This window comes from Roseicella sp. DB1501, from assembly GCF_013112485.1.
Taxonomy (GTDB): domain Bacteria; phylum Pseudomonadota; class Alphaproteobacteria; order Acetobacterales; family Acetobacteraceae; genus Paracraurococcus.
Genome location: NZ_JABFHG010000014.1, coordinates 161977 through 175038, shown reverse-complemented (window position 1 = coordinate 175038; position 13062 = coordinate 161977). Strand labels below are relative to the sequence as shown.

At 64.7% G+C, this 13062-nt stretch carries 13 protein-coding genes and 1 tRNA gene; 6 read left to right on the top strand and 8 right to left on the bottom strand.

What is annotated here, in order from left to right; genetic code table 11:
• Nucleotides 1-149 precede the first annotated feature (149 nt).
• The gene (locus tag HJG45_RS23675; RefSeq protein WP_368040664.1) at nt 150-1643 is read left to right on the top strand and encodes a TonB-dependent siderophore receptor; all 1494 of its coding nucleotides are present in this window, start codon (nt 150-152) and stop codon (nt 1641-1643) included.
• Between the two features lie 30 nt (nt 1644-1673).
• Here the strand turns inward: HJG45_RS23675 and HJG45_RS23670 are convergent.
• Nucleotides 1674-1763 (bottom strand) — tRNA-Ser (locus tag HJG45_RS23670).
• 111 nt (nt 1764-1874) lie between these two features.
• Nucleotides 1875-3275, bottom strand: coding sequence for an MmgE/PrpD family protein (locus HJG45_RS23665; RefSeq protein WP_171615725.1), 1401 nt, complete (start codon nt 3273-3275; stop codon nt 1875-1877).
• A gap of 105 nt (nt 3276-3380) precedes the next feature.
• Here HJG45_RS23665 and HJG45_RS23660 point away from each other — a divergent pair, with 105 nt between their 5' ends.
• From HJG45_RS23660 to tmk, 4 genes are all read left to right on the top strand, one after another.
• Nucleotides 3381-4373 (top strand): lytic transglycosylase domain-containing protein, encoded by a 993-nt coding sequence (locus HJG45_RS23660; RefSeq protein WP_254452734.1) that lies wholly within the window; start codon nt 3381-3383, stop codon nt 4371-4373.
• Between the two features lie 5 nt (nt 4374-4378).
• Nucleotides 4379-5263 (top strand): septal ring lytic transglycosylase RlpA family protein, encoded by an 885-nt coding sequence (locus HJG45_RS23655; RefSeq protein ID WP_408902032.1) that lies wholly within the window; start codon nt 4379-4381, stop codon nt 5261-5263.
• A gap of 170 nt (nt 5264-5433) precedes the next feature.
• Nucleotides 5434-6669, top strand: coding sequence for a D-alanyl-D-alanine carboxypeptidase family protein (locus HJG45_RS23650; protein WP_171615721.1), 1236 nt, complete (start codon nt 5434-5436; stop codon nt 6667-6669).
• 163 nt (nt 6670-6832) lie between these two features.
• Nucleotides 6833-7567: a dTMP kinase gene (gene tmk, locus HJG45_RS23645; protein WP_171615719.1), complete on the top strand. Its 735-nt coding sequence runs from the start codon at nt 6833-6835 to the stop codon at nt 7565-7567.
• A 77-nt stretch (nt 7568-7644) separates the two neighbouring features.
• Here tmk and tcmP read toward each other — a convergent pair whose 3' ends face one another.
• The 6 genes from tcmP to HJG45_RS23615 all read right to left on the bottom strand — a co-directional run bounded on the left by tcmP (nt 7645) and on the right by HJG45_RS23615 (nt 12508).
• A complete protein-coding gene (gene tcmP / locus HJG45_RS23640; protein WP_171615717.1) occupies nt 7645-8820 on the bottom strand; it encodes a three-Cys-motif partner protein TcmP in 1176 nt (391 codons plus the stop codon).
• 1 nt (nt 8821) lies between these two features.
• The gene (locus tag HJG45_RS23635; protein ID WP_171615716.1) at nt 8822-9562 is read right to left on the bottom strand and encodes a DUF5131 family protein; all 741 of its coding nucleotides are present in this window, start codon (nt 9560-9562) and stop codon (nt 8822-8824) included.
• Between the two features lie 282 nt (nt 9563-9844).
• Nucleotides 9845-10444 carry a hypothetical protein gene (locus HJG45_RS23630; RefSeq protein WP_171615715.1) on the bottom strand — a complete coding sequence of 200 codons (600 nt, stop codon included), beginning with the start codon at nt 10442-10444 and terminating at the stop codon, nt 9845-9847.
• A gap of 33 nt (nt 10445-10477) precedes the next feature.
• Nucleotides 10478-10639 (bottom strand): hypothetical protein, encoded by a 162-nt coding sequence (locus HJG45_RS23625; protein WP_171615714.1) that lies wholly within the window; start codon nt 10637-10639, stop codon nt 10478-10480.
• A 464-nt stretch (nt 10640-11103) separates the two neighbouring features.
• Entirely contained in the window at nt 11104-12219 is a 1116-nt protein-coding gene (locus HJG45_RS23620) for a nickel/cobalt efflux transporter (RefSeq protein ID WP_171615713.1), read from the bottom strand.
• 10 nt (nt 12220-12229) lie between these two features.
• Entirely contained in the window at nt 12230-12508 is a 279-nt protein-coding gene (locus HJG45_RS23615; protein WP_171615712.1) for a metal-sensing transcriptional repressor, read from the bottom strand.
• Between the two features lie 59 nt (nt 12509-12567).
• On the opposite strand from HJG45_RS23615, the gene HJG45_RS23610 reads away from it, so the two are divergent.
• The gene (locus tag HJG45_RS23610) at nt 12568-13050 is read left to right on the top strand and encodes a hypothetical protein (RefSeq protein WP_171615711.1); all 483 of its coding nucleotides are present in this window, start codon (nt 12568-12570) and stop codon (nt 13048-13050) included.
• The last annotated feature ends 12 nt before the right edge of the window (nt 13051-13062 follow it).

The window sequence follows — 13062 nt, the reverse complement described above, 5'->3', positions numbered from 1 at the left end:
TCGTGCCCTTCCGACCGTCATAAGAACCCGCTCCGAGCGGTTCCGCCACGTCAGCTTCGTCCGTCATGCCCGCTATCTCGGCAGGCAAGCCCGGGCATCTCAAGGCCACTGATGGCTGACGCTTACCCGATCGCCGCTTCCTTTATCGGATCACCGGCATCGGGCGCACCGAGCAGGGACAGATCGACACCACCCGCAACGAGCGCCTCGCCATCGCGCCGTCCTTCACCTGGCGGCCGGACGACGCCACCACGCTGACCCTGCTCGGCCTCTATCAGCACGACCCGCGCAGCACCTCCTACGGCGCCGTGCCGCCCGTGGGCGCCGTCCTACCCAACCCCTATGGGCGGGTGAACTACCGCTTCTACGACGGCGACCCGAATTTCGAGAAGTTCGACCGCACCCAGGCCTCGCTCGGCTACGAGTTCAACCGGCTCCTCGGTCCCGACTGGTCGGTGCGCGCGACCGGCCGCTGGTTCCACATCGACCAGGACTACAAGAGCGTCTATTCCAGCTTCCTGCAGCCGGACGACCGCACGCTGAGCCGCGGCATCGCCTATTCCACGGACCAGCTCAACAGCTACACGCTCGACAACCAGTTGCATGGCCGCTTCGTCACCGGCCCGCTCAGCCACACCGTCGTCGCCGGCTTCGACTATCAGCATCTCAACAGCGCCTATCGCACCGGCTTCGGCACGGCCCCGACGCTCGATCTCTTCTCACCGGTCTACTACCAGGCCATCACCACGCCCGACCGCTACCGGGTGCGGATCGACGGCAACCAGTACGGCCTCTACGCGCAGGACCAGATCCGGCTCGGCAATTTCATCCTGACCCTCGGCGGGAGGCAGGACTGGTTCGACACCCTGACCCGCAACCTGACCTTCGAGACGCGCGCCAAGCAGTCCGACAGCGCCTTCTCCGGTCGCGTCGGGCTGACCTATGTCTTCGACAACGGCATCGCGCCCTATGCCAGCTACACGGAATCCTTCAGCCCGCAGGCCGGCACCGACATCACCGGCAAGCCCTTCGACCCCGAGCGCGGCCACCAGTACGAGATCGGCATCAAGTACCAGCCGCGCAGCTTCGACGCGCTCTTCACCCTCGCGCTGTTCGACCTGACCCGGCAGAACCTGCTGACCACGGATCTCACCAATCCGAACTTCCAGAAGGCGGCCGGCGAGGCGCGGTCGCGCGGCGTCGAGGTCGAGGCGAGGGTCAGCCTGACGGAGCGGCTGAACGTCGTCGCCAGCTACACCTATCTCGACACGACCTACACCAAGGACGACAGCGGGCTGCAGGGCAAGTTCCTGCCGGCAGTGCCGCAGCACCAGGCCTCGGGCTGGGCCTATTACACCTTCGGCGAGGGCCCGCTCGCTGGCCTCTCGCTCGGCGGCGGCGGCCGCTACACCGGCTCCACCTTCAGCGCCGACAACAGCTTCAAGGTGCGCAACTTCTTCCTGGTCGATGCGACGATTCGCTACGACCTCGGTCAGCAGATCCCGAAGCTCCAGGGCGCCCAGCTCTACGTCAACGCGCAGAACCTGCTCGACAAGCATTATGTCGCGTCCTGCTACTACGGGACCTGGTGCGCCTATGGCTATGGCCGGCAGGTCTTCGCCGGGCTGACCTATCGCTGGTAGGGGAGAGGGGGCCAGCCCTCGCCCGGCGCCTGGCGGATGGGGTGGGATTCGAACCCACGGCAGGCTTGCACCTGCGGCGGTTTTCAAGACCGCTGCCTTAAACCACTCGGCCACCCATCCCGCAGCGGCGCAGATGCCGCACCGGGACCGCGCCGGTCAAGGCTGAGGGCCCAAGGCCGGGGACCATGGCGGCGCCGGGTAGGACGGCGCGGCGCCGGCCGAGGCCCGCCGCTACTCGCCGGCGAGTCGCGCCGCCATCATCGGCGCGCCGAGCCGCATCAGCCCGTTCACATCCGCCGCCTTCTCGAGGCCGATCACCGCATCGGCGAGCTGCGCCGCCCGCTCCGCGCCAAGCACCGCATCGGCGAGGCCGTGGAACTTCGCTCGCAGCTCCGCCTCGGTGAGGAAGTTGTCCGGCTCGCCCTTCGCCACCTTCACCAGCCGCACATGGTCCTGGCCCCGCGCCCGGACGGTCAGCTTGCCGGCCATGTAGTCGGGGAAGAGGGCCTGCACCTCGGGATCCTCGACGCAGTTGATCTTCGGCAGCAGGCTGCGGACGGTCGGGTCCTGCAGCAGGGCGTAGCTGTCCCAGCCCATATGGCCCGTCGCCAGGCCGCAGCTCACCACGAAGGGGCCGCTGAACTGGCCATCCACCACGTTCTGCGGGTTTTGCTTGTAGGCGAGGGGGGCGCCGACCAGCAGCATGCCCTTGTTGGGCAGGCCCATGGTCACGCTCTCGACCTCCTCGGGCTTCAGGCCGAGTTCGCCGCGCAGCGCGATCGCGGCATCGACGCAGGCATGGCCGTAGCGGCAGGAGGGGTAGGGCTTCACCGCCGTCTGCATCAGCTCGAACTCCTGCCCGAGGCCGCGGACCGCCCGCTCCGGCTGCGGGTTCGGCGCATAGGCGCGCAGGAAGCCGGCCTTGCCCTCGAAGGCCTCCGAGGCGCCGCGGAACCCCTCGCGCGCGAGCGTCGCGGCGGCGAGGCCGTTCATTGCCGACCAGCCGACCTGGAAGCGCTTGGTCCAGGCGCCGTTGGCGAGGAATTGCAGGCTGCCCGCGGCCTGGGAGAGGGCGATGCCGAAGGCATCCTGCATCGCTGCGGCGTCGAGGCCGAAGACGCGGCCCGCCGCCGCGGCCGCCCCGAAGGCGCCGCAGGTCGCGGTCGGGTGGTAGCCGCGGTCGTAATGGTCGCCGCCCGGCAGGGCGACGGCGAGGCGGCAGGTGACCTCGTAGCCGGCAACGATGGCCGAGAGCACGGTGCGGCCATCGGCGCCGACCATCTCGGCGGCGGCGAGGGCGGCCGGGATGACCGGGGCGCCGGGATGCAGCGTGCCCGCCGCATGGGTGTCGTCGAAATCGAGGGAATGGGCGAGGGCGCCGTTCAGGAAGGCGGCGCCGGCCGGGGTGTAGCGGGCGCTGTCGCCGAGCACGGCGGAGCCGCCGGCGGCGAGGCCGAGCGCCCGCGAGGCGGCGATCAGCGCCGGCGTGCTTTCGGCGTCATGCCGGCCCCGGACGATGTTGCCCACCAGGTCGAGCACCAGGAAGCGGGTGCGCTCCTGCACCTCGGCAGGTAGGCTGGCGAAGTCGAGCCCGGCGCAATAGGCGGCGATTTCGGCGGTGATGGCGGCCATCGGATCCTCCCACGGATTGCCTCGATCCTAGGCCGCGGCGGGAACCGGGCCAAGCGAGACTGGTGCCGCGCGAAACACATATCGCGTTGCGGTTGCCGTGGGCGCATGTCAATCCTCCGACCCATGCTCGACCGGCGTCATGTCCTCGGCGGAGTCGCCCTCCTCGCCGCCCCCGAAGCCCTGGCCCGCCGGGCCAGGTCGGATGATTTCGACAGCTTCCTCGGCGCAATCCGTGCCGAGGCGCGCGGCAAGGGAGTCTCCCAGGCCACGCTGTCGCGCGCCTTCGCCGGGCTGCGGCCGAACCAGCGCGTCATCGAGCTGGACCGCCGCCAGCCGGAAGGCGCCATGGGCTGGGAGGAATACCGCGACCGCATCATGGTCTCGCCGACCCGGATCGCGAACGGCCAGCGGAACTACGCCGAGAACCTCGCTCTGCTGCGCAGCATCGAGGCGTGCTACCGGGTCTCGCCGCGGGTGATCGTGGCCATCTGGGGCGTCGAGACGAATTTCGGCGGCAATACCGGGGGCTTCTCGGTCATCGAGGCGCTGGCGACCCTGGCCTGGGAGGGGCGGCGCGCCAGCTTCTTCCGGCAGGAACTGCTGGCGGCCCTCCGGGTGCTCGATGGCGGCCATGTCGCGCCCGCCCGCATGACCGGTTCCTGGGCCGGGGCGATGGGCCAGCCGCAATTCATGCCGACGAATTTCGAGCGCATGGCCGTCGATTTCGACGGCGACGGGCGCCGCGACATCTGGGACAGCCGGGCGGATGCGCTCGCCTCCATCGCGCATTACTTCCAGCGCTCGGGCTGGCGCGAGGGCGAGCCCTGGGGGCGGGCGGTGCTGCCGCCACCGGGCTACGCGCCGGAGGCCGCCGACACGGATGGCCGCCGCAGCCTGCGCGACTGGGCGCGGATGGGCTTCCGGAACCAGGATGGCAGCCCGCTCCCGGCCTCCGATCTCGAGGCGGCGCTGGTGCTGCCGAGCCGCGGCGCCGGCCAGCTCTTCCTTGGCCACCACAACCTCCGCGTCATCCGCCGCTACAACAGCCCGGTCAATTACGGGCTCGCGGTCGGGCTGCTCTCCGACTACGTCGGATGACGCCGGTGCGGCGGCGCGCGGCGCTCGGCGCGGGGCTGCTGCTCGCCGCCTGCACGCCGCAGCCGGCGCCGAGGCCGGAGGCCCGCTACGTCATCGGCGAGCCCTATAGCCTGGGCGGCGTCTGGTCCTATCCGAAGGAAGAGTTCGGCCGCAGCGAGACCGGGCTCGCCGCCGTGCTGCCCGACCGCCGGCTGGGGCGGCGCACCGCCAATGGCGAGATCGTCGATCCGCGCCGACTCATCGGCGCGCATCGCACCCTGCAGCTCCCAGCCATCGTCGCGGTCACGAATCTCGAGAACGGCCGCATGCTGCGGCTGCGCGTCAATGATCGCGGGCCGGAGCAGGCCGGGCGCGTCATCGGCCTCTCGGCCCGCGCGGCGGAGCTGCTCGGCATCCCACCGGGCGGCACGGCGCAGGTGCTGCTGCGCGTCGAGGATGCGCCGAGCCGGGCGCTGGCGCGCGGCCTGCCGAGCCGGGAGCGCCCGGCGGTCGAGGTCGCCGCGGCGCCACGGGCCGAGGTCGCGGCCGAGAGCCTCGCCCCCTTGCCCGGCAGCCGGCAGGCGGCGCCCGGGCGCGCGGTGCCACGCGACGCCGTCGCCCCCCTCGCCGAGGCGGCGGCGGCGCTGCCGCCCGATCCGCTACCCGAGGCGGTCGGCCTCGGCGCGCCGCGGCCGGGCCGCCTGCTGGTCGAGGCCGGCACCTTCTTCCGCCGCGACCTGGCGCAGCGCCAGGCGGCGCGCATCGGCGGCCGGGTCGAGGCCTTCGGCGCCGGCGGCCAGCCGCAATACCGGGTCCGGCTCGGTCCCTTTGCCGATGTCGCAGCCGCCGACCGCGCCGTCGCGGCGGTGCTGGCGGCCGGCCTGCCCGAGGTTAAGCTCCTGGTCGAATGACTGGTTACAAACACTTGAAAACGGGGCGGCAACATGCGTATGCGGTGATCCGAGCCCACCGGCCGTGACGGCCGGGTTGGGCTGGCATCCCGATGCCGATGCGCCCCTCGCCAGAACCCGCGCAGGGCGGCTCGGCATCCGGACACCAGCCTTCCGGAGCCAGACCAGCCATGAGTAGCCGCGCCGATTCCAAGGGCGCCTCCCGCCGGGCGCTGCTGCTGCCGGCCGCCGCGACGCTTGCCGCCGGCACGCTGCCGCTGCCGGCCCTGGCGCAGCAGCGCGGGCGGGCGGGCGGCAACCGCCCCGCCACGCCGCCGGGAGTGCCGGCGACGACGCCGCTCGGCCCGCTCGACACCATCGCGCGGCAGGCGCTGATCGTCGATTTCGACACGGATGCGGTGCTGCTCGAGAAGAATCCGGACGAGCGGATGCCGCCCTCCTCCATGTCGAAGCTGATGACGATGTACGTCGTCTTCGACATGCTGAAGCAGGGCCGTCTCAAGCTCGACCAGGAGCTGCCGGTGAGCGAGCGCGCCTGGCGCATGGGCGGCAGCAAGATGTTCGTCCAGATCGGTGCCCAGGTGCCGGTCGAGGCGCTGATGCGCGGCGTCATCGTGCAGTCCGGCAACGATGCCTGCGTGGTCTTCGCCGAGGCGATCAGCGGATCGGAGCAGCAATTCGCCGAGTTGCTGAACCAGAAGGCGCGGGAGATCGGGCTGACCGACAGCACCTTCCGCAACGCGACGGGCTGGCCGGACCCGGAGCACCGCATGACCTGCCGCGACCTGGCCCGGCTGGCCAAGCGGCTGATCTCCGACTTCCCGGAATACTACAAGGTCTACAACGAGCGCAGCTTCGCCTGGAACAACATCAGCCAGGACAACCGCAACCCGGCGCTCGCCCGCGTCGCCGGTGCCGACGGGCTCAAGACCGGCCATACCGAGGAGGCCGGCTACGGGCTGACCGCGAGCGCGAAGCGCGGCGACCGGCGGCTGATCCTGGTCTTCAACGGCCTGCCGAGCATGAAGGCGCGGGCGGAGGAGAGCGAGCGGCTACTGGAATGGGGCTTCCGCGAGTTCGAGAACGTGGTGCTGTTCCGCGCCGGCGACCCGGTCGAGGAGGTCCCGGTGCATCTCGGCAACCGGCGCACCGTGCCGCTGGTCGGCGCGAAGGACATGGTCGTGACCCTGCCGCGGAGCTGGCGCAACAAGCTGCAGGCCCGGGTGCAGTACGAGGCGCCGCTGGAGGCGCCGGTGGCCAAGGGCCGGGAGCTCGGCAAGCTGCTGGTCTCCGGCCAGGGCGTGCCGAACTTGCAGCTGCCGCTGCTGGCCGGCGCTGATGTCGACCGGCTCGGCCTCATCCCGCGCATCCCGGCGGTGATCGGCTCCTGGTTCACCGGCACCTGATGGCGCGCGGCCGCTTCATCACGCTCGAAGGCGGAGGTATCACCCCCCCCGATGTGTATCGTGTGTGTGGGTGGCTGACACACCAATGGCTTTTGCCTAATGCTGCTGTGTTGAGAGTCGCAAGTCAGAACGCGGTTAGCGAGATCTGAGAGGAAACCGTCCGATGGTCTCAGATCTGCAAATGCACTCAGCCGGCACCCCGAGAGATAACTTAAATGTGTCTCAGATCTCGCCTGGACGGCAGCTTCGGGGATTCTTTGCCGTCATCGAAGGTGTCGATGGCAGTGGGAAGACAAGTGCCATCGCGCACGTCAGAACGGCGCTTCACGTCAACTACCCGGACCTCCTCTTGACCAGAGAACCAGGCGGAACCCCGGAGGGTAATGCCGTCCGGGGTCTAGTGGTGTCAGCGGGCACCCTAGACTGGCATCCGCAAGCCGAGCTTCTCCTCATGGCCGCCGCTCGTGCCCAACACGTCGCAAAAGTAATTCGGCCTGCTTTGGAAGCTGGTCGATTCGTTTTATGCGATCGCTATGTCGGCTCAACGATAGCCTATCAAGGAGCGGGGCATGGACTTGATGTTTGCGAAATTAATGAAATCCATAAATTATCAACTGGAAATCTGCGGCCGGACCTAACTGTCGTGTTGGATGTGGATCCTCGAGTTGCACTACAGCGTAGCCGAGCAAGACTGACCGGGAGCGGGGTCAACGAGGGTCGGTTCGAGGGGCTCGATATCGATTTCCACCAACGTGTTCGAAATAGCTTCCTCGCCCAAGCCGCGGCCGATCCAGAACATTACAAGGTTATCGATGGTCACCGTGAACCCTCGGAAGTTTGGTCAGAACTAGAGGAGGTCCTTTTATCTGTGCTGGCAAAAACGGGCTTGAATAATTAGCTGCGCCAGCTTACGGCTAAACTGCAGCGAGTTGTAAAGGTTATTACGCCAAGCTCGCTGTTGGTGTGTGTAGGGTCTCAGGAAGGTGTGTGGGAGGGGGTCCATACTGCATCACGGTCGCTCATCTTCACTGGTGCGAGCCGCCCCGCCTTCATAGCTTCCCTCGCCCACCCGTTTACGAGGGGCAGGTCCACGTAAGGATATTCGAAGAGAAGTGCCCGTCTGTGGCTTGCAGCCATAGGCCGTCCCTCTGCTAGCCAAGCATCCCACTCTGCTCGCGCCTTGGCGCGCGACGCATCACGCCACCGCGTGAATGCCCCAAGGCCATTATCATCGAGTCCCGATAAGAGATCAGGGGCACCAATCTTACGTTCGAGTTTTGCATAAAATGCATCGAGAACGACTCTCTCTTGAGCCTCGATGCAATGGCCCTCACTACGCCGAAACACCTCCATACCCGCATGGTGACGCGTTCCATAAGCGAGGTGAAAGTAAGTGCGAGCCTTGTCGGGATCTCGTATCCTAGTTGTTCCAACGTACTTAAAACTTCCAAACTTTCGGAGGCGAGATAAGTAAAGCTGTAAGATTGCATCCTCTCGGCCCATGGACCGAAGCATGGTGTCCAGCTCTGATCGCCAATCACCTCCGCCGAAAAACTCGGCGAAACTATCCTGAGTATCACTCTGAGTGGCGTGGCGAACGATGCTGTATGTCATAACATTGACTAGCACTTCCGCATGGGAATGCCGCAGCAAGGGCCGGATACGCTCAAGGGCGATTCCCTTCCAACCTTTCGGGTCGAGAAAAGCAAACAAGAAGGTGCTTGGGCTGAGCATAGGCACAATAGCCGGAATGGCGTCCTCAAATCGCCCGTTGATGGTCGTAACCTTAACTCGCGGGTGACCGTCTACAGCGGAAACCAAGCGTTTGTAAGCTGCCGCGTTTTCCTCGACAAAAACGGCCCGCATCGTCGCGCTTTTGCCCATGCTGCCGAGCTTCTCCCGCACTTCAGCCAAGCGTGAGAGAACAATTCCAAAAGAAGTGTCTTCAAAGCGTTCCCCCTTAGCCTGCCATGGCCCAGAAAACCCATCGACATAAAGGAATTCCGTTGGCGCTCTGGGGGACTGGAGTACCTTAAAGGCTAACTCCGTAATGTAGCGTTTGAGTAAAACGTGCTTCGCGAAGGTCTGCCCGCGACCGCAATACAGAGATGGGTCGAGCCCTGTTTCAAGTTGTGCGCGTTCCTTGCCCAATTCAGGCGGCTTTGGAGAAGGTTGAGGTTGGGAACTCGTTCCACTCTCTTCCGTCGAGCACGCGGCCGTTCGACTTTGGGCGGACACCACCCCACTGCTTAAAGAAAAAGGCGACTTTCTGCGCCACACACTGGTCGCGCACCTCTCCCACCCATTCCGGAAGTATAGGACGGTGCTTTGGGCCCGACTCTCCACCGACAATCACCCAGTGGATGCCGGTCAGGTTGACAGCACCCAGTGGACCAACGAGTGGCTCGACCGAGAGAAAACGCACCGCAGCGGTGGTCCGTTGAAGGTGAACAATCCGCGACTTTCTTGCGCCATCCTCGACGCTGACGCCAAGCCAGACATTGGGTGGCGGTGCGCGGTCGGCGTAGCGACGTCGAGTAAAGCGCGCCATGCGGCTACTCCGCTTGGTCAGCACTTGAAAAGTGTGCTGCCCAGCCTCCTCCATTGTGTCGAAGACCTGCCCGACGAACTCATCAGGTACATCCTTATGGAACAGGTCGCTCATAGAATTCACAAAGATCATGCGAGGCTGCCGCCAGCTGAGCGGTTGACGCAGTCGCTCAGGGCGCAAAGTCAGGTCAAAGCCGTTCTCAAACGGATGCCCAGGAACGCCTCGAAACCTTTCGGAAAAGCGCTCAGCATAGCAGTGAAAGCAGCCAGGGCTGATCTTTGTACAGCCTGTGACAGGATTCCAGGTCGCGTCCGTCCACTCGATGGATGTCTGGGCAGCCATGCAATTTGTTCCGGGCCTCTACTCTGCATTACGCAACCTACTGCGTCCAGAGGCTAGCTTGGTTGCGCCTAAGAGTTTGTTTTCCATCGATCCGACGGCATGGTGTCTATCGGGCGAATCGACGAGTGAGCAAATGCTATAGCGGCGTAGAGAGGAGCGGAATACGCTTTCGAAGTCAAAAAAAGATCCCAATAGGCTACGCAGTCGCGGAGACATTAAAAGAGTTAATTATCACTAGATAAATGGTCTGACTTTGACATAGGACAAGCATTTCAGGGGCCGTTAAGCGGAAAGAAGCTCTTCAGCAACGCGAAAGACGCCTTTGATACATCCCGGATTCCGTATGCAGAGCTGAATATGTGTTTTGTTAAAGAAACCAGACGTTTCGTAGATGCGTCCGCCTTCCAAAAACACGCCACGGACGGAGTCGTGCGCTGGGCGGCCCAACTTGGTACGAACCCCATGCAGATGGTTGACCACAGCACAATCCAAGCTTCGCTTGAGTAGATCATCGCCGAGGAAGTTCGTCGGCATAGGCTCGCCGGCAGTCTGCATGTAAGCGGCGAAGTCTGTATGGGCGGCTTTGACAGCTGAGATGCCAGCTGATGAGGTGAGGTCAAGGCAGAAGCCGAGCTCGATCACTGCACCAACTACAAAAGGATCTTTGATAGCGTTTGGCCTACCCACACGTCGAACTTTTAGCTCCTGGGCGAATTCGAGGCCACGCAGTGGGTTTGCTTCCCAAAAATAGATGCCCGATCCGAGCCAGTCGTAGACGTTTTCACTCGGCGCGAACGCGGCGCCACTGAGCAAGGCCTCCCCGACATGACGATCGCACCCGTGGAACCCTAGAACGAATGACGCGTGCAATGATTGCAGCATCTATTGCCACCAAAGCATGTGCACGATGGTGGCTTACTTCTGGGGATCAGCTCGGTATGGCTCTGCGAGCTTGCCGTCTGGGGCAAGAATACCCTCATCCATGAGGAATTGCCGAGCCTTCTCAGGCGAGGCGGTGTTCTCGGCCCGCAACGCCTTCATCGCCTCCAGCAACTCTTTCAGTTCTTTCTGGCTCACTGGCCAACCTCACGTTTGGAACTGCATCCTAACAATCTAAGCACTTCGAAGCAAACGGATGATTATCCTTGGTCGTTCCGACTCTTGGCACGCCTTCGAACGGTTGACGAGCTAGGAGCATATGTTGGGTTGCACCCCAGAAAAATCAAACGCTTAACCGTCTATCTAGAGAACTCTGCGCACCTACGACACGGACGCGTGGGCAACTGCTGCTTCAGATTGGGACCGTGGCAGCACACCTAGCGTCCTACCTGGCCCCGATCTCATCCTGAAAGCCAGGTGCTGACCATTGGCGCAGCTCCGACGGCGAAACCTAGCGGCCCGCGAGAATGGCTTGGTCCCCAAGGCACACACGGCGAGCGGCCCAGTCTGATCTCGAGAAGGGTTACAAGCTCCGCGCAAGCTGTTAGTCGCCTCGCGAAACACTCCGGCTTGAGAAAGTTTCGGCGTTAAGGGCTTGGATCCTAGAATCTGACTGCAGCCGCCAGGCCATGTAGCCCTTGGTATCCGACGTAAAGCCCGACGCAGATAATTACGGCGCTCGAGAAGTAGGGCGCACGCTGTGCGAAGGTCCCAAAGCCTGACCACCGTTGGGACACATGGCGGATACTGAGGGCGGCGGCGACCCCCGCCGTTACCATCGTAAGGGCGAGGCCGATGCTGAAGCACAGCACCAAGGCGACGCCCAGGGTGAACTCCTTCAGCTGAAGGCACAGCAGAAGGACGGTGATGGCGGCCGGGCACGGGATCAGGCCGCCAGTCAAACCGAACATGATGATCTGGCCCGTAGTGACGTGCCGATTGGCGAAGCGCTGCCGAATGTCATTGGCATGCGCACGCTGGTGCGCGTCTTCATACTCGCCGCCGGACACGTCCAGACCTTCATGGTGGTGGCCGTGATCATGCTCAGCGAACGCTATGTCATAGGTGCGGGTGGCACTGCCTTGCGCCAGGCAGATGTGAGCGGTGAATGCGTGCGGTTCTGGGATCTCCTCGAGAGATTCCAGGTAGGCGCCGCGGTCTGCAAAGGCGAAGGCTTGCCGGGTGCCATTTGGCCGCTCAGTGGTGATGGTGACCTCTTCGGCCTTCCAGCCGTGGCCGCTCTCGAAGCGAACTCGCCAACGCGGCGGCACGTCCTCCTCGAACACCTCCAGGGCCAGGACGCCGTGGTCGGTGTCGATGCGTCGCACCTCCTCTCCGTGGTGGTGGTCATGCTCGGCTAGGCCTGTCTGCCGCCCCTCGCGCCAAGTGCGCCAAATCATCCAGAGCGCCACACCGATGATGAGGACGGCAGACGCGACCTGGAAATAGGGCTCAGTGGTCTCGGCGTCGAACTGCCCACCCAGGTGCAGGCCGACCAGGGCAACAGCCCACACGACGGCCGTATGGGAGATGGTCGCTGCCAGACCAAGCAGCACTGCATGCGTCACCGTGCCACGCACAGCAATGATGAAGGCTGCCATCATCGTTTTCGAGTGGCCGGGCTCAAGACCGTGCAACGCGCCAAGCAGGATGGCTGAGGGAATGAACAGCCAGGCCTGGGCCGTGCCCTGCTGGAGAAGCTCGGAAAGCGGTGTCATCGGCTAAAGCTCACAGGTACTTGGTGATTTCCTTGAACTCCTCGATGGAGCGACGCGCCTCGGCGGTCGGCCCACCTGTCGCGTGTTCAAGGCAGTGGTCGATGTGATCGTGGATCAGCGCGCGCTTGGCGTTCGCCACCGCCTTCTCGACGGCATGGAGCTGCTGAGCCAGCTCGAGACACGGGCGCCCAACCTCAATCATGCCAACGATGCTGCGAAGATGTCCCTCGGCACGCTTGAGGCGCTTGGCGATCTCGGGGTGGCTGAGATGAAGGGCGGCGTCGCTCATGGTCTTAACCTATCCCCCTGGATAGGATATGCAAGCGAGCACGCCATTACAGAGGCTCCATGAACCAAGTCCTTGCCCCCTACGCCCTCTACGTCGCGCTTTACCTAGGGGTAGCGCTCACCGGCGGGTCGGTCGTCCACCTGCCGCTTGATCCAGGCCGATATCTGATGATCGGAGCCATCGGCGTGGTGATTTTCATTGTTGCCTCCGCCCTGGACGCCCGGCGCAGGCATGCTTCGGCCGTTGAAGGTGGCAGCGGGGCCCTCGGTCGCTACATCGCCTGGAGCGTGGTGCTGTCGCTCGGTCTCGGCATGCTCAGCGGCTCCATCCAGCACTTCCTCGACTTCCCGCACTACGCGGCTGTGCTGCTGCCACTCGGGGTGCCGGTGACGCTGGTCGCCTACATGGCGCGGGAGCGCCTTCGCCTGCCGCAGCCGCAGCTACTACGGCTGGGTGGGGTAGCGGTCGCGTTCACGCTGGCGCTGGCGCTTGGCCTGGATGTTCTGGCCGACGAGCTCGTGCCGCATGGGCACGATCATTGAGGATCGGCAGGC